The sequence below is a fragment of the Streptomyces megasporus genome, from assembly GCF_000718985.1.
Taxonomy (GTDB): Bacteria; Actinomycetota; Actinomycetes; order Streptomycetales; family Streptomycetaceae; genus Streptomyces; species Streptomyces megasporus.
Genome location: NZ_JODL01000003.1, coordinates 17,656 through 41,669, shown reverse-complemented (window position 1 = coordinate 41,669; position 24,014 = coordinate 17,656). Strand labels below are relative to the sequence as shown.

Genomic DNA, 24,014 nt, shown 5'->3' with positions numbered 1-24,014 from the left:
ATAGGGTGGGCGAAACCTCGAGGGGACGCTCGAGAGGACGAACGTCGCGGGAGCCCGGCGCACCGGGCTGAGAGGGAGGCTTGCGCGGCCTCCGACCGTACGAACCTGATCCGGGTCATACCGGCGAAGGGAGGGACACGGCGCCCATGCGCGTGGTGATCATCGGCGGTGGCGTCATCGGGCTGGTCACGGCCTGGCGGACGGCGCAGCGGGGGGCGGAGGTCACGGTCGTCGACCCGGAGCCGGGCGGCGGCGCGGCCCGGGTGGCGGCCGGGATGCTGGCGGCCGTCACCGAACTGCACTACGGCGAGGAGTCCCTGCTCGCCCTCAATCTCGCCTCCGCGCGCCGCTATCCGGCCTTCGCAGCCGAGCTGGAGGAGGCGTCCGGCCACGGGATCGGCTACCGCGCCTGCGGCACCCTCGCGGTCGCCCTGGACGCCGACGACCGCGCCCACCTGCGGGAGCTGCACGCCCTGCACAGGCGCTGCGGACTGGACTCGACGTGGCTGACCGGCCGGGAGTGCCGCCGTCTGGAGCCGATGCTCGCCCCGGGGGTCCGCGGCGGGCTGCGCGTGGACGGCGACCACCAGACCGACCCCAGACGTCTGACGGCCGCGCTGCTGACCGCCTGCGAACGCACCGAAGTGGCCTTCGTCCGGCGGCGGGCCGAGCGGCTGGCGGTCGCCGGCGGCCGGGCGGCGGGAGTGGTCCTGGCGGACGGCACCACGGTGGAGGCCGACCGGGTGGTGCTGGCGGCGGGCAGCGAGAGCGGGCGGCTGGCGGGGGTGCCCGAGGAGGCGCTGCCGCCGGTGCGCCCGGTCAAGGGCCAGATCCTGCGGCTGCGCGTCCCGTCCGCGTACGCCCCCTTCCTCTCCCGCACCGTGCGGGCGCTGGTCCGCGGCGGCCACGTCTATCTGGTGCCGCGGGCGGACGGCGAGCTGGTGCTCGGCGCCACCAGCGAGGAGCTGGGCTGGGACACCACGGTGACGGCGGGCGGCGTCTACGAGCTGCTGCGCGACGCGCACGAGCTGGTGCCCGGCATCACCGAGCTGCCGCTGGTGGAGACGCGGGCGGGGCTGCGCCCCGGTTCCCCCGACAACGCGCCGCTGCTCGGCCCGACCGTCCTGCCCGACCTCCACCTGGCCACCGGCCACCACCGCAACGGGGTGCTGCTCGCGCCGATCACCGGCGACGCCCTGGCCGAGACCCTGACCACCGGCGAGCCCCCCGAGGAGATCCGTCCGTTCACCCCCCGACGCTTCGACCGCACGCTCCAGGAGAGCCACACATGAGCACTCACCTCACCGCCCGTGTCACCGTCCACGTCAACGGAGAGCCCCGCGAGGTCGCGGACGACCTCACCCTCGACCGGCTCGTGGCGACCCTCACCACCGCGTCCACGGGGGTCGCGGTGGCCGTCAACGAGACCGTCGTGCCGCGCGGGCAGTGGCCGCGGACCCTCCTTGGCTCCGGCGACCGCGTCGAGGTCCTGACCGCGGTCCAGGGGGGCTGAGCGACCATGGCCGACGATCCGCTCACCATCGGCGACACCACCTTCGCCTCCCGGCTCATCATGGGCACGGGCGGCGCGCCCAGCCTGGACGTCCTGGAGAGGGCGCTCCTCGCCTCGGGCACCGAACTGACCACCGTCGCGATGCGGCGCGTGGACCCCACCGTCTCCGGCTCGGTGCTGTCGGTGCTGAAGCGGCACGGCATCCGCGTGCTGCCCAACACCGCCGGCTGCTTCACCGCCGGCGAGGCCGTCCTCACCGCCCGGCTGGCCCGTGAGGCGCTGGGCACCGACTGGGTGAAGCTGGAGGTCGTCGCCGACGAGCGCACCCTGCTGCCCGACCCGGTGGAGCTGCTGGAGGCCGCCGAGACGCTGGTGGACGACGGCTTCACCGTCCTGCCGTACACCAACGACGACCCCGTCCTGGCCCGGAAGCTGGAGGACGTGGGCTGCGCGGCGATCATGCCGCTGGGCTCGCCCATCGGCTCCGGCCTGGGCATCCGCAACCCGCACAACTTCGAGCTGATCGTCGAGCGGGCGTCCGTCCCGGTCGTCCTCGACGCGGGCGCGGGCACCGCCTCGGACGTCTCGCTCGCCATGGAGCTGGGCTGCGCCGCGGTGATGCTGGCCTCCGCGGTCACCCGCGCCCAGGAGCCGGTGCTGATGGCCGAGGCGATGCGCCACGCCGTGGCGGCGGGGCGGCTGGCGTACCGGGCGGGTCGCATCCCGCGCCGGCACTTCGCGCTGGCGTCCTCGCCGACGGAGGGGACGGCGGACCTCGACCCGGAGCGGCCGGCGTTCCGGTGACGGGCCGAGACACGCGGACGGACGGCCGGGCCGCCCGTCCGCGTGTCGCGCCGGTGCGGCGGTTTCGTCACCGTTCGGCACCGTTCCGGCGTGCCTGCGGCCGGCGCGGGCGGGGGCCGGCACGGCGGCTCGTAGACTCTGCGCCGTGGACACGACCCTCCAGGACCCCTTGATCGGGCACGTGCTCGACGGCCGGTACCGCGTGGAAGCGCGCGTCGCCGTCGGCGGCATGGCCACGGTCTACCGGGCCCTGGACACCCGGCTCGACCGGGTGCTCGCCCTGAAGGTGATGCACCCCTCCCTCGCGACCGACGCCTCGTTCGTCGAGCGGTTCATCCGGGAGGCCAAGTCCGCCGCGCGCCTGGCGCACCCCAACGTGGTGGGGGTCTTCGACCAGGGATCGGACGGCGGCTACGTCTACCTCGCGATGGAGTACGTCCAGGGCTGCACCCTGCGCGACGTCCTGCGCGAGCGCGGGGCCCTCCGGCCGCGCGCCGCCCTGGAGATCCTGGAGGCGGTGCTCGCCGCGCTGGGCGCCGCCCACCTGGCGCACCTGGTGCACCGCGACGTGAAGCCGGAGAACGTCCTGATAGGGGACGACGGGCGGGTGAAGGTCGCCGACTTCGGCCTGGTGCGGGCCGTGGACCAGCAGACCTCCGCCTCCACCGGCTCGGTGATGGGCACCGTCTCCTACCTCGCGCCCGAGCAGATCGAGCACGGCACCGCCGACGCGCGGGCCGACGTCTACGCCTGCGGCGTGGTGCTGTACGAGATGCTGACCGGGAGCAAGCCGCACCCCGGCGGCACCCCGGCCCAGGTGCTCTACCAGCACCTGAACGAGGACGTGCCGCCCCCGTCCGCCGCCGTCCCCGGCCTGGCCGGCGCGCTCGACGACCTGGTGGCCCGTACCGCCGCCCGCGATCCCGAGTCGCGCCCGGCCGACGCCGTCGAGCTGCTCGCCGAGGTGCGCGCCGTCCGACAGTCGCTGACCGACGAGCAGCTCGACGCCGTGCCGCCGCCCGTCGCCGGATCCGGCGACCAAGCCGGCGCGACCGACGGTTTCCCCGACGGTCCTCCCGTCGGTTCCGAGGACCGCACCACCGTCCTTCCGCGCCGCGCCCCCGCGGCCCCGCCGGACGCGGGCGCCCCGGAGCACACCAGTGTGCTGCCCGCGCCGGCCGGTCCGCCGGCCGGCCGTCGTCCGCGGCCAGGATCGCGACCGCGCCGCTCGGTGGCGGTGGTGGCGGCCGTTTTGCTGCTCCTCGGCGTGGGGCTGGGCGTGTGGTACGTCACCTCCGGTCAGTTCGTCCGGACGCCCGGGGTGCTCTCCCTGACCGAGACCGAGGCCAAGAAGGCCATCGAGGACGCCGGGCTGGACTGGGAGGTCGTCCACGACCACAGCGAGACCGTGGAGAAGGGGCGGGTCATCGCCACCGACCCCGGTCGCGGTGAGCGCATCCGCGGCAACGGCACGGTGACCATCACCGTCTCCCGCGGCCCCGAGCGGGTGGAGGTCCCCGACGTGGCGGGCGTCCCCCTGGCCGAGGCCCGCGAGCGGCTGGAGGACGCCGGCCTGGCGCCGGGCATGGTGACCAGGGAGTTCGACGCGGACGTCGAGCGGGGCTCGGTGGTCCGCACGGAGCCCGGGGCGGGCGCCGAGCGGCGGCCCGGCGCGGCCGTGGCGCTCGTGGTCTCCAAGGGGGAGCGCGTCGAGATCCCCGACGTCGTCGGGGAGAGCGAGGGCACCGCGCGGCAGCGGCTGACCGAGGCCGGGCTGAAGGTCGAGGTGGCCCCGGATCGGGTGTTCTCCGAGGAGAGGGCGGGCACCGTCGCCCGGCAGTCCCCCGGTGAGGGGGCGGTCGCGGCCGAGGGCGACACCGTCCGGCTCACCGTCTCCAAGGGGCCGGAGACGGTGGAGGTCCCCGACGTGACGGGGATGGGCGCGGGCGAGGCCCGGCAGGCCCTCGAGGACGCGGGCTTCGAGGTGAGGGTCAGGAGGGTCTTCATCACCGGCACGGTCTTCGACCAGTCCGTGGACGGCGGGGACCGGGCTCCGCGCGGCTCGACGATTACGATCTGGGTGCGTTGAGCCGGTGACGGAACGTCACGCCAGGGGGCGACGGCTGTGAGTCGCCCCATAGGGCGTGCGTCACGTACGAAGTTCCCTAGTGGACGTTCCACCCGTTTCGACCAGGAAAAACGCCTTTCTCGGGACCCGACGGCCCGGGGAGTCCACGAGGCCGGGTAGTACTTCCGCCCTTTGTCCCGATAAGTTCCGGGCGCTAACAATGCAACGGTCGCACGGCGCCGAGGAGCAGAACCCGGCGCACCCTCTCCGGCCCCACGGCCGGTCCGGATGATCCGGCTCCGCGACGCAAGCGATCGGAAGAGGTTCTCCTCCCCCATGACCGTTGCCACCTTTCTCGACCAGTTCCGCACGGCCGGTACCCGCAGGCTCTCGGCCATCGGCATAGCCGCGGTCACCGGCACCGCCACCCTGGCCCTCGGGTTCGCGCCGAGCGAGGAGATCACCCCCACGGCCTCGGCCCAGGCCGCTCCCGCCCCGGTGAAGCTGTCCGCCCAGACCCCCCAGGACGACGACGCCGCCCTGCGGGCGGGCAACCTCCTCGAGCAGTCGGCCGTCTCCTTCCAGAAGGCCCGGACCGACGCCGCCGAGGAGGAGCGGAAGGCCGCGGCCGACGAGATGGCCGCGGAGAAGAACGAGGCCCACCGGCAGGCCGAGGCCGAGCGGCAGGCCGCGGAGAAGCAGGCCGCGGAGAAGCAGGCCGCCGCGGAGCGGACCGCCGAGCAGCAGGCCGCCGACCGCTCGCACGAGCGCGAGCAGCGGCAGGCCGCCCCCTCCTACCCGAACAACCTGGACGGCTGGATCCGCGAGGCCCTGGCCATCATGGAGCGCGAGGGCATCCCGGGCTCCTACGAGGGCATCCACCGCAACATCATCCGCGAGTCCAGCGGGGACCCCCGGGCCATCAACACCTGGGACATCAACGCCCGCAACGGGATCCCCTCCAAGGGCCTGCTCCAGGTGATCCCGCCCACCTTCGAGGCGTACCACGTCGAGGGCACCTCCTGGGACATCTACGACCCGGTGGCCAACATCGTCGCGGCCTGCAACTACGCGGCCGACCGGTACGGCTCGATGGACAACGTCTACTCGGCCTACTGATCGCCCCCGGCGGGCGGACGCGCCCCACGGAACGGCCCGGCGGCCCGCTCGCGAGCGGGCCGCCGGGCCGTTCGCCGTTCGGACCTGGCACCCTGCACTGTGTGAGCACCGCGCCTTCGTCGTCCTCCTCGTCCTCGCCGTCGTCCTCGCCGGCCCGCACCCCGCGTCCCGCCCCACACGGCGCCGACCGTTTCCCCGCCCCGCGCGCCCGCAACCCCGTCGGCAGCCATGTCGCCGTGGCCGGCGGGCTCGCGGCCAAGGGACTGGCCTACGCCCGCGAGATCGGCGCGGAGGCCGTCCAGGTGTTCGTCGCCAACCCGCGCGGCTGGGCCACACCGGCCGGCGACCCCCGGCAGGACGAGGCGTTCCGCACGGCCTGCGCGGACGAGGGCCTCCCGGCCTACGTCCACGCCCCGTACCTGATCAACTTCGGCTCCCACACCGAGGCCACGGTGGACCTCTCCGTGACCTCGCTGCGGCACTCGCTGCGCCGCGCCCGGCACATCGGCGCCCTGGGCGTGGTGGTCCACACCGGGTCGGCCACCGGCGGACGCGACCGCGCCACGGCCCTGGCCCAGGTGCGGGAGCGGATGCTGCCGCTGCTGGAGGAGCTGGATCCGGGCGAGGACTCGGAGGACCCCTGGCTGCTGCTGGAGCCGACCGCGGGCCAGGGCGCCTCCCTGTGCTCCCGCGTGGCGGACCTGGGCCCGTACCTGGACGCCCTGGAGCGGCACCCCCGGCTCGGCGTCTGCCTGGACACCTGCCACGCCTTCGCCGCCGGGCACGACATGGCCGCCGAGGGCGGGATGAAGGCGCTGCTGGACGAGGTGACGGCGGTGGCGGGCGAGGGACGGCTGCGCCTGATCCACGCCAACGACTCCAAGGACGTCGTGGGCGCCCACCGGGACCGTCACGCGAACATCGGGGCGGGACACATCGGGGCGGAGCCGTTCCGCGAACTGTTCCGCCATCCGGCGACCGCGGGCGTGCCGCTGGTCATCGAGACGCCGGGCGGCCGGGAGGGGCACGCGGGCGACGTGGCGCTGCTGAAGGAGTTGCGGAACTGAGCGGAACCGAGGCGCCGGCCTACAACTCGGGCCCGTCGCCCGGCTCCTCCTGGTAGGAGTAGCGCTGCTCGCGCCAGGGGTCGCCGATGTTGTGGTACCCCCGCTCCTCCCAGAAGCCCCGGCGGTCGGCGGTCATGTACTCCACGCCCCGCACCCACTTGGGGCCCTTCCAGGCGTACAGGTGCGGCACGATCAGCCGTACCGGGAAACCGTGTTCGGCGGTGAGGGGCTCGCCGGCCCGGTGGGTGGCGAAGATCGCGTCCTCGGCCGTGAAGTCCGAGAGCCGCAGGTTCGCGCTGTACCCGTACTCGGCCCAGACCATCACATGGGTGACCTCGGGCGCGGGCGGCGCCAGTTCGAGGACGGTGCGGGCCGTCACCCCGCCCCACTCGACGTCCACCATGCTGAACCGGGTGACGCAGTGGAAGTCGCCGACCACGGTCTCGTAGGGCAGCGCGGAGAACTCCTCGTGGTTCCAGCGGTGCGTGCCGCCGTCGGCGGTGGCCCCGAAGACGCGGAACTCCCAGCGTTCGGGCCGGAACCTGGGGACCGGGCCATAGTGCGTCACCGGCCAGCCGCGCTGGAGCCGTTGCCCCGGCGGAAGCTGCGGTCGCTCCCCTTCGCGGCTTTCCGGCTGAACCATGCCTCCATGGTGACAGACCGCGGAGGGGGCCGATGACCACACCCTCCCACCATCTCCACGATTCATCAGAAAAAGTGCCTTACGGGCCATATACCGTTCACAGCACCACGGCGCGGTGCCGGTGCCGGTGCCGTGCCGGTGCCGTGTCGGCGCGGTGCCGGTGTGAGGACGCGCGTCCGACCACGGTCCCCACGCGCGGGGATCAGGTCGCGCCGGCCCGTGACAGGCCCGTGGGGCGCGGATCGCTGTGATCCGCGCCCCACGGGCGCGCCGTTCGGCGGGTCACCGGCGGCTCACTGGTCGCGGTACATCTCCGCGACGAGGAACGCCAGATCCAGCGACTGGCTGCGGTTCAGCCGGGGGTCGCAGGCGGTCTCGTAGCGCTGGTGCAGGTCATCGACGAAGATCTCGTCGCCGCCGCCCACGCACTCGGTGACGTCGTCGCCGGTCAGCTCCACGTGGATGCCGCCCGGGTGGGTGCCCAGCTCCTTGTGGACCTCGAAGAAGCCCTTGACCTCGTCCAGCACGTCGTCGAAGCGCCGCGTCTTGTGTCCGCTGGCCGCCTCGAAGGTGTTGCCGTGCATCGGGTCGCACACCCAGGCGACCTGGGCGCCGGAGGCCGTGACCTTCTCCACCAGAGTGGGGAGCCGGTCGCGGATCTTGTCGGCCCCCATCCGGGTGATGAAGGTCAGCCGGCCCGGCTCGCGGTCCGGGTCCAGCCGGTCGATCAGCGCCAGGGCGTCCTCGGGCGTGGTCGTCGGACCCAGCTTGACCCCGATCGGGTTGCGGATGCGGGAGGCGAACTCGATGTGCGCCCCGTCCAACTGCCTGGTCCGCTCGCCGATCCACACCATGTGGCCGGAGACGTCGTACAGGTTCCCCGTGCGGGAGTCCACCCGGGTCAGCGCCGACTCGTAGTCGAGGATCAGCGCCTCGTGGGAGGCGTAGAACTCCACCGTCTTGAACTCCTCCGGGTCCACCCCGCAGGCGTTCATGAAGTTCAGCGCCCGGTCGATCTCCCGGGCCAGGGCCTCGTAGCGCTGGCCGGAGGGGGAGTTCCGCACGAAGTCCTGGTTCCAGGCGTGCACCTGACGCAGGTCGGCGTAGCCGCCGGTGGTGAAGGCGCGCACCAGGTTCAGCGTCGCCGAGGAGGCGTGGTACATGCGCTTGAGCCGCTGCGGGTCCGGGGTGCGGGCCTCGGCGGTGAACTCGAAACCGTTGACGGAGTCGCCCCGGTAGGAGGGCAGGGTCACCCCGTCGCGGGTCTCGGTCGGCTTCGAGCGCGGCTTGCTGTACTGCCCGGCGATCCGGCCCACCTTCACCACCGGGACGGAACCGGCGTAGGTGAGCACCGCGCCCATCTGGAGCAGCGTCTTGAGCTTGTTCCTGATCTGCTCGGCGGAGACGGCGTCGAAGGCCTCGGCGCAGTCACCGCCCTGGAGCAGGAAGGCCTCGCCTCTGGCGACGGACGCCATCCGCTCCCGCAGCTGGTCGCACTCACCTGCGAAGACGAGCGGCGGATAGGACTCGAGCTCGGCGATCACGTCGCGCAGAGCCTTGGAGTCCGGCCAGTCGGGCTGCTGCGCCGCGGGTAGGTCTCGCCAGGTGTTGACACCGGCGTCGGGATTGGCGTTCACGGTCACACCCCCAGATTACGGGCCGCTCCCCCGGGTTCATCCCATCTGCCCGAAGAGTGAGACGGAGGACTCCGGAGGTCGGGCGGGTCGGGTAGGGTGCGGGACATGTTCGCGCAGACGACGTCGGTGGCCGTCACGGCCGCCGCCTGGTGGTGGCCCGCCTCTCCGGCGGCCCACTGACGCGCGCACCCACGAACCAACGCGAAGGCCGCCCGAGGGGCGGCCTTCGTCGTGTCCGCACGGGCACCCGGAGCGCGGGCCGTCCCCTCCCCCACGGAAGACGGACGGAAGGACCCGCCATGGCACACCCCGAGCACCCCCAAAGCGTCCCGGGCGCCCGTGACACCCGGGACGCCCGAACCCCGCAGGACGCCGCGAGCGCCCTGGTCGCACGGTTGCTGGAGGACGACTGCCCGCCCTTCGCGCTGTTGCGGCGGCGCACTCCGGGCCGGGACGAGCACACCGTGGAAGCGCTGATCGGACCGGTCACCGAGGTGGAACGCCTGGCCGACCTCCCCGTCGGGGAGGTCCCCGCCCTCGCCCTGGTGCCGTTCCGGCAGATCCGCGAACGCGGCTTCGACGTCACCGACGACGGCACCCCGCTGTCCGTCCTGGTCCCCACCGTCACCCGTGAACTCCCCCTGGACGCGGTGATGGCCGCGCTGCCCCGGCACGCGGTCCGGGTCGACGAGGGCGGCTTCGACGTGACCGACGAGGAGTACGAGGAAATCGTGCGCCGGGTCGTGGAGGACGAGATCGGCGCCGGCGAGGGCGCCAACTTCGTCGTCCGCCGCACCTACCGGGGAGTGATCGAGGGCTACGGCCGGGCCGACGCGCTGGCCCTGTTCCGACGGCTGCTGGCCGGGGAGCGCGGGGCGTACTGGACGTACGTGGTGCACACCGGGGAGCGGACGCTGGTGGGGGCCAGCCCGGAGGTCCACGTCCGGATGAGCGGCGGCACCGTGGTGATGAACCCGATCAGCGGCACCTACCGTCACCCCGCGGGCGGGCCGACGGTGGAGGACCTGCTGGCGTTCCTCGGCGACCGCAAGGAGACCGAGGAGCTGTCGATGGTCGTCGACGAGGAGCTGAAGATGATGTGCACCGTCGGCGACATGGGCGGGGTGGTGGTCGGGCCCCGGCTGCGGGAGATGGCGCACCTGGCGCACACCGAGTACGAACTGCGCGGGCGCAGCACGCTGGACGTCCGCGACGTGCTGCGCGAGACGATGTTCGCCGCGACCGTCACCGGCAGCCCGGTGGAGAACGCCTGTCGGGTGATCGAGCGGCACGAGACGGGCGGACGCGGCTACTACGCGGGCGCGCTGGCGCTGCTCGGCCGGGACGACGGCGGCGCCCAGACCCTGGACTCCCCCATCCTCATCCGCACCGCCGACATCGACGCGGCCACCGGACGGCTGGGAGTGTCGGTGGGCGCCACGCTGGTGCGCGCCTCCGATCCGGCGAGCGAGGTCGCCGAGACCCACGCCAAGGCCGCCGGGGTGCTGACCGCGCTGGGGGTGCGCCCCGGCCCGAAGCGTCCCGAGGAGGTCCCGGCGCGGCCGAGGTTGGCGGACGACCCCCGGGTCCGGGCCGCCCTGGACGCGCGGCGCGCCGACCTCGCCCCCTTCTGGCTGCGGATGCGGACCACCGCCGACCGCGGCACGCTCCGCGGCGAGGTGCTGGTCGTCGACGGCGAGGACACCTTCACCTCGATGCTGGCCCACCTGCTGCGCTCCGCCGGCCCGGAGGTGACGGTGCGGCGGTACGACGAGCCGGGGCTGCGCGAGGCGGCGCTCGGCCACACCGGTCCGGTCGTGCTCGGTCCCGGCCCCGGCGATCCCCGGGACACGACCGATCCCAGGGTGCGTCTGCTGCGCTCGCTCGCCGCCGACCTGCTGCGCGAGCACCGGCACGGGCTGCTGGGGATCTGTCTGGGGCACGAGCTGCTCGCCGCCGAGCTGGGGCTGGAGCTGGTCCGCAAGGACGAGCCGTACCAAGGCGCCCAGGAGCGGATCGACCTGTTCGGCACGGAGCGGACCGTCGGCTTCTACAACTCCTTCACCGCGCGCTGCGACGAGGCGACGGCACGGGAGTTGGCCGCGCGTCGGGTGGAGCTGAGCCGCGACCCGATCAGCGGGGACGTCCACGCGCTGCGCGGTCCCCACTTCGCCGGTGTGCAGTTCCACCCGGAGTCGGTGCTGACGCTGGAGGGCTCGACGATCGTCGCCGAGCTGCTGGCCGCGGTGCCGGTCTGATCCGGTCGGGGCGGCCCCGGCGAGGTGTCGGGGCCGCCTGTGGGGGTGTGCCGTCGGGCACGCCCCTCGGCGGCCGGCAGGGGTCGGCCGAAGCCGGTGGGGGTCAGCCGAAGAAGACGCTCGCCTCCCGGTACAGCTCCGGGTCGACCGTCTTCAGCGAGGCGGTCGCGTCGACCAGCCGCACACGGGTGATCCGGGTGTTCTGCAGGGCCACCATCGCACCCCAGTCGGCCTCGTGCACCGCGTCGATCGCGTGCAGGCCGAACCGGGTGGCCAGCCAGCGGTCGAACGGGCTGGGGGAGCCGCCGCGCTGGATGTAGCCGAGCACGGTGGTGCGGGACTCCTTGCCGGTGCGCCGCTCGATCTCCTTCCCCAGCCACTCGCCCACGCCCGAGAGCCGGACGCGGGAGTCGCTCCCCGGCAGGGGCGTGGCGCCGGGCAGGGCGATCTCGGCCGGGTCCGGCAGGGCGCTGTCGGCGATGACGACGATCGGGGCGTAGGTGGCGCGGAACCGGGACTCGACCCACTCGCACACCCGCTGGACGCTGAAGGGCTGCTCGGGGACGAGGATGCAGTTGGCCCCGCCCGCCAGGCCCGCGTGGAGGGCGATCCATCCGGCGCTGCGCCCCATCACCTCCACCACCAGCACCCGCTTGTGGGACTCGGCGGTGGTGTGCAGTCGGTCGATGGTCTCGGTGACGATGCCGACGGCGGTGTCGAAGCCGACGGTGTAGTCGGTCAGGGAGATGTCGTTGTCGATGGTCTTGGGGACGCCGACGAGGGGGACTCCGTGCTCCTCGGCGAACCGGGCCGCGATGCCGAGCGTCGCGGTGCCGCCGACCACGATCAGCCCCTCCACCTCGTGGCGGGCGAGCGTGCCCAGCACCCGTTCGACCCCCTCGTCCTCCTGGAAGGGGTTGGTGCGCGAGGAGCCCAGGATGGTGCCGCCGCGAGGCAGGGTGCCGCGCACCGCGGGGATGTCGAGCGTCACGGTCTCGTCCCGCATGACGCCGCGCCAGCCGTCGCGGAATCCGACGAACTCGTCGCCGTACTCCTGGACGCCCTTGCGGACGACCGCGCGCAGCGCCGCGTTGAGTCCGGGGCAGTCACTGCCACCGGTCAGCACTCCGACCCGCATGAGATTCCCTTCTCCGCCTGGATTCCCGGATTCCGGCACCCTCCGGCTTCCCCCGTGCGGGTCCCCCCGAACCCGGCGGGTCACCGGCCGTCCCGCCCGGTCACGCTAGTGGCCGCCCGCCCGTCAGGGGCGACGGAACGCCGGAAAGCCGCCGGGAAGGAACCCGGAGAGGGACGTCCGGGAGGCGGGAAGGGGGCTCAGTCGTCGTCCAGACCGCGCTCGATCGCGTAGCGCACCAGTTCCACGCGGTTGTGGAGCTGGAGTTTGCCGAGGGTGTTCTGCACGTGGTTCTGCACGGTGCGGTGCGAGATCACCAGCCGCTCGGCGATCTGCTTGTACGACAGGCCCTTGGCGACCAGCCGCAGCACCTCGGTCTCCCGTTCGGTCAACCGCGGCGCGGCCGGCTCGTCGGGCTTCCTCGGCTCGGCCCGGCCGGCCAACCGCCGGTACTCGCCGAGCACCAGACCGGCCAGGCCCGGGGTGAACACCGGGTCGCCGGCGGCCGTGCGGCGCACGGCCTCCAGCAGTTCCTCGGTGCTCGCCGACTTCACCAGGTAGCCGGTCGCCCCGGACTTCACCGCCTCCAGCACGTCCGCGTGCTCGCCGCTCGCGGAGAGCACCAGCACCCGCGGCGCGGAGGCCGTGCCGGAGCCCGAGCCCGACCCGACGAGCCGTCGGCAGACCTCGACGCCCGGCAGGCCGGGCAGGTTGAGGTCGAGGATCAACACGTCCGGCTCGGTGGCCTGGGCCCGCCGCACGGCCTGCGGGCCGTCCCCGGCCGTGGCCACCACCTCGAAGCCGGCCTCGGACAGGTCGCGGGCGACCGCGTCCCGCCACATCGGGTGGTCGTCGACGACCATCACCCGCACGGGCCGCAGCCCGTCCCGCTCACCGGTCTCGCCGGTCGTCCCGCTGCTCATCCTTGGGCACCCTCAACTCGACTTCCGTTCCCTGACCCGGCACCGACACCAGCTCCGCGGTGCCGCCCAGGTCCCGCAGCCGGCCGCGGATGGACAGCGCCACGCCCATCCGTCCCTCGGCCTCGGCGTCCTCCAGCCGGCCGGGCGGGATGCCGGGTCCGTCGTCCCGGACGGTCACCACCACGGCGTCCGGCTCGTCCTCCAACAGGATCCACGCCTGTGCCTCCTCCCCCGCCGGGCCCCGCGCGTGCTTGCGCACATTGTCCAGGGCGGCGCCGACCGCCGCCGCCAGTTCCCCGGCCGCCGTGGCGGGCAACGGAACCGGGGCTCCCGGCTCCGCGAAGGAGACCTGGGGACCGGCGTACGCGGACAGCAGCGCGCGCACGTCGCACGTCGCGCCGTTCTCCGGCCCGTCGAACGCGCCCGGCCCGTCCCCCGGCCCGTCGAGCGCGGCAAAGGCCCCGTGCCCGACGGCCGCGGCTCCGGCGCGGGGCGCGGGGACCTCGGGCACCACGCCGCTGGAGACCAGCGTGCGCAGCGCCGCCTCCTGCTCCCCCGCCATCCGCCCCAGTTCGGCCGCCTCGCCGCCGATGGCCGCGCCCCGGCGCTGCACCATGGCCAGCACCTGGAGGACGCTGTCGTGGATGTCCCGGGCGAGGCGCTCCCGCTCGCGGGTGGCGGCCTCGATCCGCAGTGCGCGGGCGAGGGTGCGCTCGCTGGCGCGGGCCACCTCGACGACGTAGCCGATGGCGATGCTGGCGATGCACACCAGCAGCACGTTGTGGACGGTGTCCTGTGCGAAGCCGCCCGCCGCGACCACATTGGCCGCGCCGACCAGCGCCGAGGCTCCGGCGGCCCACCGCCAGCCCTTCTTGATGGCGAAGCCGAGCACCGCGCCCGCCGTCCATATGGTCGGCAGAGTGGGGCCGCCCGCCTCGATGCGCTCGGCGGTGTCCACCAGGGGCGTCACCAGGATGCCGGTGACGGCGATGGTCAGGTCGACGGTCAGGAAGGGCAGGGTGCAGCGCTCGGCGGAGGACACCCGCCGGACGGTCGCGAGCGTCCACACGGCGAGGACGGCCAGGTAGGCGCCCGCGCCGAGGGGGTGGGCGTACTCGTCGTAGGCGTGGGCGTACAGCGCCAGGGCGTACCCCATGGTGAGCACGCGGTACGCGGTCAGAGCGCTCCACAGCGGCTGCTCGACCGACATCCTCGCGGCCATTGGTCCCCCCCCCCGTTCCCCCCGGCGGCTCTCAGGCCGCCTGTCCCGGCCCGTCCGGGACCCCGGTCCCCTCGGCCTCCGCCTCCTCGACGGCCTCCGCCCCCTTGACGGCCTTGACGGCCTTCGTCCCCTTGACGGCCTTCCCTGCCTTCTCGGCCTTCTCCCGTTCGGCGATCTGCCGCTTGGCCGCCGTGGCGTACATGTCCACGTACTCCTGGCCGGAGAGCTTCATGATCTCGTACATGACCTCGTCGGTGAGCGACCGCAGGACGAAGCGGTCGCCCTCCATGCCCTGGTAGCGGTTGAAGTCCAGCGGCCTGCCGATCCGGATGCCGGGCCGCATCAGCTTCGGGACGACCTTGCCCGGCGGCTGGATCTTCTCGGTGTCGATCATCGCCACCGGGATGACCGGCGCCCCGGTGGCCAGCGCCACCCGGGCCAGACCGCCCGGCTTGCCGCGGTAGAGGCGGCCGTCCGGGGAGCGGGTGCCCTCGGGGTAGATGCCGAACAGCTCACCGCGTTCCAGCACCTGGATGCCGCTCCTGATCGCGGCCTCGCCGGCGCCGCGCGCACCCGAACGGTCCACCGGGAGTTGGCCGACGCCCTTGAAGAACGCGGCCGTCAGCCTGCCCTTGATCCCCGGTGTGGTGAAGTACTCGGCCTTGGCGATGAAGGTGACCTTGCGGTCGAGGACGGCGGGCAGGAAGAAGGAGTCGGAGAACGACAGGTGGTTGCTCGCCAGGATGGCCGGCCCCTCGGCGGGAATGTTCTCCAGACCCTCCACCCAGGGGCGGAAGGCGAGTTTGAGCCCGTTCCCGACGGAGAGCTTCATGACGCCGTACAACAACCGAGGAACCTCCTGTGTCTCGGGGAGACCTTATCTCGCCCCGTGCCCGCCACCCCGGCCGTCCGGCCCCCACACGGTCGTCCGGCCTACCCGGTCACCCCCCGCGCGCGTAGGGTGGCAGCACTCCCGCCCACCGCCTCGCCCGCTCCCGGCAAGGGTGCCGGTGAGGTCCGCCCACCGAACCGCCCGCCGAAACCTCCACCGAAACCTCCACCGAACCGTCCACCGAAACGGAGTCCCAGGTGCCCCTGCTCCCCGGTGCCGAACCGCTGCGCCACGACGGCGGCGAGGTCGGCGTCCTGCTGTGTCACGGTTTCACCGGCTGCCCGCAGTCGATGCGTCCCTGGGCCGAGTACCTGGCCGAGAAGGGCCTGACCGTCTCCCTGCCGCTGCTGCCCGGCCACGGAACCCGCTGGGAGGACCTGGCCGTCACCGGCTGGCAGGACTGGTACGCCGCGGTGGACCTGGAACTGCGCGCGCTGCGCGACCGCTGCGAGCAGGTCTTCGTCTGCGGCCTGTCGATGGGCGGGGCGCTGGCGCTGCGGCTGGCCGCCCGGCACCGCGACGCGGTCGACGGTGTCGTGGCGGTCAATCCGGCGATGACCCTCCCCCGCCTCCAGGGCATGGTCCTGCCGGTCCTGCGCCACCTGGTGCCCACCGCCCCGGGCGTCGCCGGCGACATCGCCAAGGAGGGCGTGCCGGAGGTCGGCTACGACCGGGTGCCGCTGCACGCCGCCCACTCCCTGTGGCGCCTCCTGCGGGTGGTGCGCGGGGAACTGCCCCGTGTGACCCAGCCGTTGCTGCTGTTGCACAGCAGGGTGGACAACGTCGTGTCGCCCTCGGACTCGGCCCTGGTGCTGAGCCGGGTCTCCTCGCGCGACGTGACGGAGACGGTATTGGAGCGGAGCCTGCACGTGGCCACCCTGGACCACGACGCGGAGCGGATCTTCGCGGACTCGTACGGATTCATCACCCGCCTCACAGCGAGGAAGACGGCACGTGACGGAGCGTGAGCACAACCGCGGCGAGGGTCCCGAGCCCCTGGACGAGGAGGCCGCCTGGGCCCAGATCGTGGCGGCCTACGGAGAGGAACCCGCCGATCCGCCGGACGTCCGGCCCCTGAACGGCCACGGGAGCCGCGGGGATCACGGGGACGGAAACAGGGACGGAGACGGGGACGGCGGCGAGGACGGAGACGGGGCCGGGGCCGGGGCCGGGAATGACGAGACCGGGGCCGGGAACGGTCGCGGGGGCGGCACGGGTTCCGCCGAACCGCCGACGACGCGCACCCTCACCGTCTACGCGGCGGGTTCCGGGCCACGCGACTGGCGTCCCGCCGAGCCGTCCGACGACGAGGACGACGAGGGCCACTTCGTCCCGCCGGAGCCCCCGCCGCTCCCCAAGGGCGACACCGTCTCCAGGGCCGCCTGGATCGCCGTCCTGGGCGGTCCGCTGCTGCTGGTGCTCACCGTCCTGTTCCAGCAGGACGTGACGTGGTGGATCACCACCCTGGGCATCGGCGGCTTCCTGGGCGGTTTCGCCACCCTGGTGACGCGGCTGCGCGACGACGATGACGACGGGTTCGACGATCCGGGGCGCGGCGCCGTGGTCTGACCCTCCGGTTCCTCCGCCTCCCTCCCGGTTCCGGTTCCCGGCCCGTGTCCGCACGGGCCGGGAACCGGATCGGCGCGAGCGGCGAAGTGTCCGTGAGAGCCCACGTCCTCGGGCTGTCTTCACGGACGAAAGGAGCCCCGTTGACCGCCGAATCGGGCGTGGTGACGTGGCAGGGCGGCGACGCCCGGGTGATCGAGCGGTCCCGGGACGACCCCGAGGCCTTCGCCGAGCTGTTCGAACGACATGCCGACGCGGTGCACCGCTACGTGGCGCGTCGGCTCGGCACGGAGGTCGCGGACGACCTGACGGCCGACACCTTCACCACCGCCTTCCAGCAACGCCACCGCTATGACCTCCGGCGAACCGACGCCCGGCCGTGGCTGTTCGGCATCGCGACCAACCTCGTCGCCCGCCGACGACGGGCCGAGGCGCGCCGTTTCAAGGCACTGTCCCGGCTTCCCGCCCCGGCCGACCACGAGGAGGGGGTCGCCGAACGGGCCACGGCACGGGCGGGTGCCCAGCGGGTCGGCCGAGAACTGGCCACCGCGCTGGCCGCGCTCCCGGCCCGCCACCGGGACGTCCTGCTCCTGGTGGCCTGGGCCGGCCTCGGCTACGAGGAGACGGCACGGGCCTTGGACATCCCCGTCGGCACGGTCAGATCACGGCTGAGCCGGGCTCGCCGCACCCTGCGCGAAGCGCTGGGCGGATCCGACCCGACCGCTCTTCGAGAGGCATCCGACCATGCATGAGATCGACCTGCTCAGGGAGTGGGACCCGGACGGGGCCCCACTCACCGACGAGGCCCGCGCCCGGGCCCGGAACCGGCTCCTCGCCGTGGCGCGCGACGCGCGGCGCGCGGACGGGCCGTCCCTCCCGCCACGTCGCCGCTCCGTACCGCGCGCCGCCCTGGTCGGCGTGCTGACCGCCGCCGTCGCCGCGACCGTCCTGGTCGCGGCGGACCTCGGTCGCGCCCCGCACGGCCCGCTCACCTCCCCGCCGCTCTCCCCCTCCTCGGCTCTGCCTTTCCCGGACGGGTCCGGTCCGGACGGGTTCGACCCGAACGAGTCCGGCCCGGCCGAGATCCTCCGGGGCGCCGCCTCCCACGAGCGCGAGCACGCCGAGACGATCGCCCCTCGCGACGACCAGTTCGTCTACGTCAGGCAGACCGTGGAGGAGCGGGACCGGGAGACCGGCGAGGTCAGGGTCCACACCGACGAGTCCTGGATGTCGGTGGACGGCTCCCGGCCCTCCCGGACGGAGGACCCCGAAGGGGACTCGTGGTCCCGGGCGCCGGAGGGGGACGACCCGGTGTGGCCGCCGCGGACCTGGCGGGAGCTGGAGGAGCTGCCGACCGACCCGGCCGGACTCCTGCGTCTCCTCGGCGACGAGGTCCTCGTGCGGCCGGACACCGGCCGCCTCGCCCCGGCCGACGGCGCGCCGGACGTGGGGGACCGCCTGGTGGAACTGCTGCGCGGCGTGCCGGTGATGCCCGAGGGGCTGCGGGCGGCGGCCTACGAGGCCCTCGCCAGGGTCCCGGGGATCACGGCGCGCACGAGCCAGGAGCACGTCGGGGGCGTCGCGGTCTCCTACGAGAACCCGTGGGCCCGGGGTGCCGGAGCCCGCACCGTGTTCGTCTTCGACGCCGAGACCCACGCCCTCGTCGAGGTGCGCGACGAGCGCACCGAGGACGGCCGGAGCACCTGGATCCACTCCCGCCTGGAGGAGTACGCGGTGGTCGACCGGGTCAGGCAGCGTCCCTGACAGGGGGTCCGGCGAGAGCGGGGTCGGCGGGGACGCGCAGGGCGGCCAGGACCGGAAGGTGGTCGGTGGCCGTCCGCAGGTCCTCCTCGGTGACGCCCGGCAGTCCGACGGGCACCCCGCAGCCCAGCACCTCCACCGCCTCGGTGGCGAGGACGGCGTCGATGCGCTTGCGGGGCCCGTCGGCGGGCGAGGTGTTCTCGCCGCCCCACGGGCGGGTGGCCCAGCCGTCCCGGAGCGTTCCGGCCAGGCGGCGGAAGGCCCGGCCGTCGGGCTCGTCGTTGAGGTCGCCGGCCACGACGCCCGCCGCCACGCCCATGTCCGCCAGCCGGTCCAGCACCAGTCCGGCCTGGGCGTGGCGCTCCTGCTCCGCCAGGCTGAGGTGACAACTGATCACCGCCAGCCGGGCGGAGCGCCCGAAGCGCAGCACCGCCGTGGCCAGTCCGCGACGGTGCAGGCCGGGGGTGTGCGGCAGCAGGACGTCCTCGGCGCGCTCCACGTGGACGCGGAGCGAGGAGAGGATCATCGGCCCGGTGGCGGTTGCCCCGCCCGTGACGTACACCAGGCCCGCGGCCCGGGCGAGTCGGGCCGCGTGCTTGCGCCAACGGAAGAAGCGGGGGGCCTCCTGGACGCAGACGACGTCGGGGGCGCAGGCCCGGATGACCCGGACCAGCGCCTCCGTGTCGTCGCGCAGGGAGCGGACGTTGTAGCCGAGCAGCCGGACCACGGCCGAGCCGTCGGGCTCGGTGCGGGACGCGGGCAGGTCCTCCACCGTCACGGGCCGGTCCCTTCCGGCGTCTTCGGTCTCCCGGCCCACCCGCGCCTCCGTGCCGTCAGCCCTGGCGCGCCAGGTCGGCCGCGCCGACCAGACCGGCCTTGCCGCCGAGCTGGGCGGCCAGGACCTGGGCCTGCGGACGCCACCGGCTCCCCACCAGCCAGCGGCGGTAGGACTTGCGGATCGGTTCGAGGACGAGGTCGCCCTCGTCCGAGACGCCGCCGCCGACGATGAACGCGGACGGGTCGAACAGGGAGGCCAGGTCGGCCAGGCCCGCGCCGGCCCAACGGGCCAGTTCCCGGAAGGAGTCGACGGCCACCGGGCAGCCCCGGCGGGCGGCCTGGCTGACGTGCCGGCCCTCGATGCCCTCGGGGGTGCCGTCGCCCAGGGAGAGGAGGATCGTGGCGTTCTCGGGGGTGGCGACGGCACGCTGCTTGGCGTACCGGACCAGGGCGCGGCCCGAGGCGTACTGCTCCCAGCAGCCCTGGTTGCCGCAGCCGCACAGCAGACCGTCGGGGACGACCCGGATGTGGCCGAACTCGGCCGCGACGCCGAAGCGTCCGCGGTACAGCCGGCCGCCGATGATGATGCCGCCGCCCAGGCCGGTGCCCAGGGTGATGCACACGACGTCGTCGTGGCCCTGGCCCGCGCCGAAGCGGTACTCGCCCCAGGCCGCGGCGTTGGCGTCGTTCTCGACGACGACGGGGAGGTCGACGCGCTGCTCGACCTTGTCCTTGAGCGCCTCGTTCCGCCAGTCGATGTTGGGCGCGAAGATGATGGTGGCCCGCTTGTCGTCGACGTAGCCGGCGGCGCCGATGCCGACCGCCTCGATCTCGTGCCCGGTGCTGACCGTGCGGACCGCTTCCGCTATCGCGTCGATGACGCCGTCGGCGGTGTGCGGGGTGGGCACCGTGCTGGTCTCGAGGATCGCGCCCTCTTCATCGACCACGCCGGCCGCGATCTTCGTACCGCCGATGTCGACGCCGATGGTGAGTCCCATGTGTCCCTCAGTTACTCGGTCGATCCCCGCTGCGCACAACCGTACCGGAGGGCGGGGGTCGAAACGGACTCGGATCGGGGCCTGTTCGGGCCCCGGGCAGGTGGGATCTCAGTCGAGATCGATCTTCTGGGAGCCCGTGGGACCGTCTTCCGCGTCGCCTTCGTCCTGGTTCGCCCGGTTCTTGCCCGTCCGGTCCGCCCGGCCCGGCTCGTTCGGTCCCGTGCTTCCCGACGTGCTCCCCGGCGTGTTCTCCGCAGCGCTCCCCGGGGCGTCCTCCGGGGCGGCGCCGCCGCGCTCCGCGGCCTGCCGGGTCCAGCGCGCCTCCTGGTCCTCCACGGCGGCGCGGTAGGCCGCCAGCAGTTCGCCGCCCGCCGCGGCGAGGTGCTCGAAGACCTTCGGGTTGCGCTCGACCACGGGTTCCACCACCGCCTTCGCCTGCGCGACGACCTGCTGGACCTGTCGGCCCACGCCGCGAGCCGCCGGGCCGGCCAGTGGGCCGCCGAGTTCGGCGAGTTTCCCGGCGACCGCCTCGGCCAGCCGGCGCAGCTCCTCCGCGGCGCTGCCGGGCGGGGTTCCGTGCCGCTCGCGACGGCGCTCCCGCTCGGCGGCGAGGTCCTCCTCGCAGGCCGTGGCCCAGGCGTCGGGGTCGGCGTCGGCGGGGCGCTCGGTGGCTTCGCTCATGGCGGGCTCCTGGGACGGTGACTGCGGCGGGGCCACGGCGGGGGCCGCGGCGCCGGGGGTCGGAGCCCCGGCGGGTCGCGGGGACCGCGGCCGTCCGTGTCGGACGGGCTCTTTCCCTCGACGTTACCCGAACGCCCCCTCCGCGTTGAGTGCGTCGAGCGATACCGGGCACCGGGGGCGGGCGGTCAGTCCCGCTCGGGCCACAGCCCCGGCTCGGGCTCGAAGCGCACCGACAGCTCGCCGTCCGCCAGCCGGGCCCCGACCACCGCGCAGCGGCGCAGCGCGGGGGGCAGCGGCAGCACCCGCCGGAACGGTCCGGTGGTGACCACCACCTCGTCGCCGCGCCGCACCAGCGTCAGGGCCTCCTTGACGGCCCCGGGCAGCGGCAGCCGCCACAGGAGCACGCCGTCGGCGGCGAGCCGGTCCTCCACCGTCCACGCCGTCCCGTTCCGGGCGGGGGCGGACGGGCCGGCCGGTTCGGCGATCCGGTCCGCCAGTTCGCCGAGGTCGTCCGGACCGTGCGGGTGCCGGCCCAGGTGGGGCAGCTCGCACCGGGGCACCGCGCCGGCCGGGCCGTCCGCCTCCAGGTCGCCGAGCGCCTTCCGCTGGGCGGCGGCCAGGTCCGCCAGCCAGGGGTCGGGCGAGGTGTCGGGCAGCAGCCGGTTGGCGACCACGGCGTCCACGGCCAGGCCGTGGAGCGCGAGACCGGCGCGGGCGGCGCGCAGCGCGCGGACGGCCGCCGGTCCGGGGGCGAGGACCAGACGTACGGTCGTCTCCGGCGCCTCGATCACCGCCTGCACGGCGGCGAGGTCGCGGTCCAGGCGCCCGGCCGCCTCGTACAGCGACCGCGCGGGCATCGGCACCCCGGCGAGCTGGGCCAGGACCGGTCGCAGCGCGCGGGCGGCCTGTCGTTCGGGGGGCAGCAGCCGCCGCAGCCAGCGCCGCGTCCGCTCGGGCAGGGCCAGGGTCCGCACGGCCTGTTCGGCGGGCGGCATGTCCACCACGAGCAGGTCGTGCCCGTCCCCGCGGGTGTGGGCCGCGCGCAGCGCGCGCAGCAGGGCGAGGGCGTCGACGCCGGGCGGTTCGGCGAGTTCGTCGTCGTCCAGCGGTTCGGCGCCCAGCAGGTCCAGGGCGGAGCGGGCGCGCTCCTGGAGGGCCACGGCCCGGGCCCGGAAGTCGGCCGCGGGGTCGATCCGGGCCAGGTGGAGGCCCGGCGCCGCCTCGCGCGGCCCGTCGTCGTCCGCGCAACCGCCCGGCTCCGCGTCGAACAGCGCCCGGAGCAGGTCGGGGTCCTCGGCGCTGAGCAGCAGCGTCCGGTGTCCGCGCCGGGCGGCGGCCAGTGCGGTGGCGGCGGCGACGGTGGTGCGTCCGGCGCCGCCGCCACCGGTGACCAGGACCGTGCGCATGCGAGGAGTGCTCAGGACCGGCCGCCGCTCTCGACGCGCTTCTTCAGCCCGTCCAGGGCCCGGTCGATGATGACCTTCTCGGCCTTGCGCTTGATCATGCCGAGCATGGGGATCTTCACGTCCACGGTGAGCTGGTAGGTCACCTCGGTGCGACCGCCGTCGAGGTCCTTGAGGCTGTACACGCCGTCCAGGGTGCGCAGCATCTGGGACTTCACCAGGGACCAGCGGACCTCGTGGGGGCCGACCCAGTCGTAGGCGAGGGTGTGCTCGTCCCGGATGGCGCCCGCGTCCAGCAGCAGCCGGACCTGTTCGGCACGGCCCCGGTCGTCGGTGGAGAGCACCTCGGCCTCCTTCACCTCTCCCGTCCACTCCGGGTAGCGGGCGAAGTCGGCGATCACCTCCATCACCTCGGCGGGTGCCGCCTCGACGACGATGCTCGACCTGGTGTGTTCGGCCATCCCTGTGGCTCCTCCGCTTGCTGCGCTCGGCCGGTGGTCCGCTGCCTGCGGTGGAAGGCTACCGCGCGGCGCGCGCCGATCCGTCGCCGTCCCTCGTCACCACTCCATCACCCAGGGCCTGCCGCGGGCGGCGAAGTGGCCGACGTTGACGCACTCGGTGGGGCCGATCCGCGTCCGCCGCACCAGCGGCTGGTGCACGTGCCCGAAGAGGGCGTACCGCGGGCGTGTCCGGTGGATCGCCTCCAGCAGCGCCTCGCTGCCGCGCTCGAAGCGGCGGGCGACGGTGTCGTAGCACAGCTCGGGCACCAGGGGCGGGATGTGCGAGCACAGCACGTCGACCTCGCCGAGCGCGGCGACCTTCGCGGCGTAGGTCTCCTCGTCGACCTCGTAGGGCGTGCGCATCGGCGAGGGAAGTCCGCCGCCGACGAACCCGAAGCGCAGGCCGCCGATCTCCACCGTCCGCCCGTCCAGCACGGTGGTGCCCTCCCCGGCGTACTCCGGCCACAGGTCGGGCACGTCGACGTTGCCGTAGGTGGCGTAGGTGGGGGTGGGGAAGGCGGCGAACAGTTCGGCGTACTGGCGGCGCACGGCCTTCTCCAGGGCGACCCGGCGGTCGACGCCGTCCCACAGCCGGGCGGACAGCGCGCGGGCCTCGTCGAAGCGACGGGCGGTGCGCAGCTCGACGTACCGGCTCGTGTTCTCGGCGCCGAACAGGTCGGGGAAGATGCCGCGGGTGTGGTCGGCGTAGTCGATGAACAGCACCAGGTCGCCCAGGCAGACCAGGGCGTCCGCCCCCTCGCCGGCGCGGGCCAGGTCCCGACTGTTGCCGTGTACGTCGCTCACCACGTGGACTCGCATGGCGTCACCCTAGGCGCCCGCGCCCGGCGCGCGGCAGGGTCGCGCGCCCCCGTCCGCTTCCCTGCTCGCATTCCTGCCCGCATCCGGTGCCACCTGCGGTTATGCCGGGGCCGTCCGACGGGTGGACTACGCTGCTCTCAGACAGTCCGTGGCGTGTGACGCACCGAACATATCGACGCCACCCCTACCCCGAGTCCCATACCGGTGGGTAACGTCCTGGATCGTCCC

Annotated in this window: 23 protein-coding genes and 1 riboswitch; of the genes, 11 read left to right on the top strand and 12 right to left on the bottom strand. The window is 74.2% G+C overall.

Translation table 11 applies throughout. From position 1 onward, the window contains the following. Positions 1 to 44 precede the first annotated feature (44 nt). Positions 45 to 134, top strand: a riboswitch (TPP riboswitch). A 12-nt stretch (positions 135 to 146) separates the two neighbouring features. The 6 genes from thiO to IF47_RS0103710 all read left to right on the top strand — a co-directional run bounded on the left by thiO (position 147) and on the right by IF47_RS0103710 (position 6,571). Continuing rightward, on the top strand, positions 147 to 1,292 hold the full coding sequence (gene thiO / locus IF47_RS0103735; protein WP_031506575.1) for a glycine oxidase ThiO: 1,146 nt from the start codon (positions 147 to 149) through the stop codon (positions 1,290 to 1,292). After that, complete coding sequence (thiS, locus tag IF47_RS30060) at positions 1,289 to 1,513, top strand: sulfur carrier protein ThiS (RefSeq protein WP_031506574.1); 225 nt, start codon at positions 1,289 to 1,291, stop codon at positions 1,511 to 1,513. The genes thiO and thiS overlap by 4 nt, the downstream gene beginning before the upstream one ends. 6 nt (positions 1,514 to 1,519) lie before the next feature. Then, a complete protein-coding gene (locus IF47_RS0103725) occupies positions 1,520 to 2,317 on the top strand; it encodes a thiazole synthase (protein WP_031506573.1) in 798 nt (265 codons plus the stop codon). A 145-nt stretch (positions 2,318 to 2,462) separates the two neighbouring features. Further along, on the top strand, positions 2,463 to 4,406 hold the full coding sequence (gene pknB / locus IF47_RS0103720) for a Stk1 family PASTA domain-containing Ser/Thr kinase (protein ID WP_031506572.1): 1,944 nt from the start codon (positions 2,463 to 2,465) through the stop codon (positions 4,404 to 4,406). 315 nt (positions 4,407 to 4,721) lie between these two features. Then, positions 4,722 to 5,504, top strand: a complete 783-nt coding sequence (locus IF47_RS0103715; protein WP_031506570.1) for a transglycosylase SLT domain-containing protein — start codon at positions 4,722 to 4,724, stop codon at positions 5,502 to 5,504. Between the two features lie 101 nt (positions 5,505 to 5,605). After that, the gene (locus IF47_RS0103710) at positions 5,606 to 6,571 is read left to right on the top strand and encodes a deoxyribonuclease IV (protein ID WP_078591549.1); all 966 of its coding nucleotides are present in this window, start codon (positions 5,606 to 5,608) and stop codon (positions 6,569 to 6,571) included. Positions 6,572 to 6,590: 19 nt separating this feature from the next. Here IF47_RS0103710 and IF47_RS0103705 read toward each other — a convergent pair whose 3' ends face one another. Next, positions 6,591 to 7,214: a sulfite oxidase-like oxidoreductase gene (locus IF47_RS0103705; protein ID WP_031506567.1), complete on the bottom strand. Its 624-nt coding sequence runs from the start codon at positions 7,212 to 7,214 to the stop codon at positions 6,591 to 6,593. A 293-nt stretch (positions 7,215 to 7,507) separates the two neighbouring features. Next, positions 7,508 to 8,857 carry a class II 3-deoxy-7-phosphoheptulonate synthase gene (locus IF47_RS0103700; RefSeq protein WP_031506566.1) on the bottom strand — a complete coding sequence of 450 codons (1,350 nt, stop codon included), beginning with the start codon at positions 8,855 to 8,857 and terminating at the stop codon, positions 7,508 to 7,510. 293 nt (positions 8,858 to 9,150) lie between these two features. Here IF47_RS0103700 and IF47_RS0103690 point away from each other — a divergent pair, with 293 nt between their 5' ends. Next, a complete protein-coding gene (locus IF47_RS0103690) occupies positions 9,151 to 11,109 on the top strand; it encodes an anthranilate synthase family protein (protein ID WP_078591548.1) in 1,959 nt (652 codons plus the stop codon). A 103-nt stretch (positions 11,110 to 11,212) separates the two neighbouring features. Here the strand turns inward: IF47_RS0103690 and IF47_RS0103685 are convergent, their stop codons facing one another. The 4 genes from IF47_RS0103685 to IF47_RS0103670 form a co-directional block, all read right to left on the bottom strand. Continuing rightward, a complete protein-coding gene (locus tag IF47_RS0103685; RefSeq protein WP_031506563.1) occupies positions 11,213 to 12,247 on the bottom strand; it encodes an ATP-dependent 6-phosphofructokinase in 1,035 nt (344 codons plus the stop codon). A gap of 197 nt (positions 12,248 to 12,444) precedes the next feature. After that, positions 12,445 to 13,167, bottom strand: a complete 723-nt coding sequence (locus IF47_RS0103680; RefSeq protein WP_031506561.1) for a response regulator — start codon at positions 13,165 to 13,167, stop codon at positions 12,445 to 12,447. Continuing rightward, complete coding sequence (gene macS / locus IF47_RS0103675) at positions 13,136 to 14,389, bottom strand: MacS family sensor histidine kinase (protein WP_031506559.1); 1,254 nt, start codon at positions 14,387 to 14,389, stop codon at positions 13,136 to 13,138. The genes IF47_RS0103680 and macS overlap by 32 nt, the downstream gene beginning before the upstream one ends. A gap of 31 nt (positions 14,390 to 14,420) precedes the next feature. Continuing rightward, on the bottom strand, positions 14,421 to 15,236 hold the full coding sequence (locus tag IF47_RS0103670) for a lysophospholipid acyltransferase family protein (RefSeq protein ID WP_106982479.1): 816 nt from the start codon (positions 15,234 to 15,236) through the stop codon (positions 14,421 to 14,423). Between the two features lie 242 nt (positions 15,237 to 15,478). Between IF47_RS0103670 and IF47_RS0103665 the strand changes: the two genes are divergently transcribed. From IF47_RS0103665 to IF47_RS27435, 4 genes are all read left to right on the top strand, one after another. Next, on the top strand, positions 15,479 to 16,249 hold the full coding sequence (locus tag IF47_RS0103665; RefSeq protein WP_031506557.1) for an alpha/beta hydrolase: 771 nt from the start codon (positions 15,479 to 15,481) through the stop codon (positions 16,247 to 16,249). Further along, positions 16,236 to 16,850, top strand: coding sequence for a hypothetical protein (locus IF47_RS0103660; protein ID WP_031506556.1), 615 nt, complete (start codon positions 16,236 to 16,238; stop codon positions 16,848 to 16,850). Before IF47_RS0103665 ends, IF47_RS0103660 begins: the two co-directional genes overlap by 14 nt. A 140-nt stretch (positions 16,851 to 16,990) precedes the next feature. Beyond that, positions 16,991 to 17,599, top strand: coding sequence for an RNA polymerase sigma factor (locus tag IF47_RS0103655; protein ID WP_051716945.1), 609 nt, complete (start codon positions 16,991 to 16,993; stop codon positions 17,597 to 17,599). Further along, positions 17,592 to 18,611, top strand: coding sequence for a CU044_5270 family protein (locus IF47_RS27435; RefSeq protein WP_051716943.1), 1,020 nt, complete (start codon positions 17,592 to 17,594; stop codon positions 18,609 to 18,611). The genes IF47_RS0103655 and IF47_RS27435 overlap by 8 nt, the downstream gene beginning before the upstream one ends. Here the strand turns inward: IF47_RS27435 and IF47_RS0103645 are convergent. The 6 genes from IF47_RS0103645 to IF47_RS0103620 all read right to left on the bottom strand — a co-directional run bounded on the left by IF47_RS0103645 (position 18,595) and on the right by IF47_RS0103620 (position 23,786). Next, positions 18,595 to 19,386: an endonuclease/exonuclease/phosphatase family protein gene (locus tag IF47_RS0103645; protein WP_031506551.1), complete on the bottom strand. Its 792-nt coding sequence runs from the start codon at positions 19,384 to 19,386 to the stop codon at positions 18,595 to 18,597. The genes IF47_RS27435 and IF47_RS0103645 overlap by 17 nt on opposite strands. 55 nt (positions 19,387 to 19,441) lie before the next feature. After that, positions 19,442 to 20,383 (bottom strand): ROK family glucokinase, encoded by a 942-nt coding sequence (locus IF47_RS0103640; RefSeq protein ID WP_031506549.1) that lies wholly within the window; start codon positions 20,381 to 20,383, stop codon positions 19,442 to 19,444. Positions 20,384 to 20,491: 108 nt separating this feature from the next. Continuing rightward, positions 20,492 to 21,064 (bottom strand): DUF5304 family protein, encoded by a 573-nt coding sequence (locus tag IF47_RS0103635; RefSeq protein ID WP_031506548.1) that lies wholly within the window; start codon positions 21,062 to 21,064, stop codon positions 20,492 to 20,494. A 185-nt stretch (positions 21,065 to 21,249) separates the two neighbouring features. Further along, the gene (locus IF47_RS0103630; RefSeq protein WP_031506547.1) at positions 21,250 to 22,470 is read right to left on the bottom strand and encodes an ArsA family ATPase; all 1,221 of its coding nucleotides are present in this window, start codon (positions 22,468 to 22,470) and stop codon (positions 21,250 to 21,252) included. A gap of 11 nt (positions 22,471 to 22,481) precedes the next feature. Further along, a complete protein-coding gene (locus tag IF47_RS0103625; RefSeq protein ID WP_031506545.1) occupies positions 22,482 to 22,928 on the bottom strand; it encodes an SRPBCC family protein in 447 nt (148 codons plus the stop codon). Positions 22,929 to 23,024: 96 nt separating this feature from the next. Further along, entirely contained in the window at positions 23,025 to 23,786 is a 762-nt protein-coding gene (locus IF47_RS0103620) for a metallophosphoesterase family protein (RefSeq protein WP_031506543.1), read from the bottom strand. Between the last annotated feature and the right edge of the window lie 228 nt (positions 23,787 to 24,014).

Excerpts from the sequence above, each read along its gene's own strand:
- IF47_RS0103635 (WP_031506548.1), bottom strand. The coding sequence starts at position 21,064 with ATGAGCGAAGCCACCGAGCGCCCCGCCGACGCCGACCCCGACGCCTGG.
- IF47_RS0103620 (WP_031506543.1), bottom strand. The coding sequence starts at position 23,786 with ATGCGAGTCCACGTGGTGAGCGACGTACACGGCAACAGTCGGGACCTG.
- IF47_RS0103715 (WP_031506570.1), top strand. The coding sequence starts at position 4,722 with ATGACCGTTGCCACCTTTCTCGACCAGTTCCGCACGGCCGGTACCCGC.
- IF47_RS0103625 (WP_031506545.1), bottom strand. The coding sequence starts at position 22,928 with ATGGCCGAACACACCAGGTCGAGCATCGTCGTCGAGGCGGCACCCGCC.
- IF47_RS0103725 (WP_031506573.1), top strand. The coding sequence starts at position 1,520 with ATGGCCGACGATCCGCTCACCATCGGCGACACCACCTTCGCCTCCCGG.
- thiS (WP_031506574.1), top strand. The coding sequence starts at position 1,289 with ATGAGCACTCACCTCACCGCCCGTGTCACCGTCCACGTCAACGGAGAG.
- thiO (WP_031506575.1), top strand. The coding sequence starts at position 147 with ATGCGCGTGGTGATCATCGGCGGTGGCGTCATCGGGCTGGTCACGGCC.
- macS (WP_031506559.1), bottom strand. The coding sequence starts at position 14,389 with ATGGCCGCGAGGATGTCGGTCGAGCAGCCGCTGTGGAGCGCTCTGACC.
- IF47_RS0103690 (WP_078591548.1), top strand. The coding sequence starts at position 9,151 with ATGGCACACCCCGAGCACCCCCAAAGCGTCCCGGGCGCCCGTGACACC.
- IF47_RS0103685 (WP_031506563.1), bottom strand. The coding sequence starts at position 12,247 with ATGCGGGTCGGAGTGCTGACCGGTGGCAGTGACTGCCCCGGACTCAAC.
- IF47_RS27435 (WP_051716943.1), top strand. The coding sequence starts at position 17,592 with ATGCATGAGATCGACCTGCTCAGGGAGTGGGACCCGGACGGGGCCCCA.
- IF47_RS0103680 (WP_031506561.1), bottom strand. The coding sequence starts at position 13,167 with ATGAGCAGCGGGACGACCGGCGAGACCGGTGAGCGGGACGGGCTGCGG.
- IF47_RS0103640 (WP_031506549.1), bottom strand. The coding sequence starts at position 20,383 with ATGGGACTCACCATCGGCGTCGACATCGGCGGTACGAAGATCGCGGCC.
- IF47_RS0103630 (WP_031506547.1), bottom strand. The coding sequence starts at position 22,470 with ATGCGCACGGTCCTGGTCACCGGTGGCGGCGGCGCCGGACGCACCACC.
- IF47_RS0103705 (WP_031506567.1), bottom strand. The coding sequence starts at position 7,214 with ATGGTTCAGCCGGAAAGCCGCGAAGGGGAGCGACCGCAGCTTCCGCCG.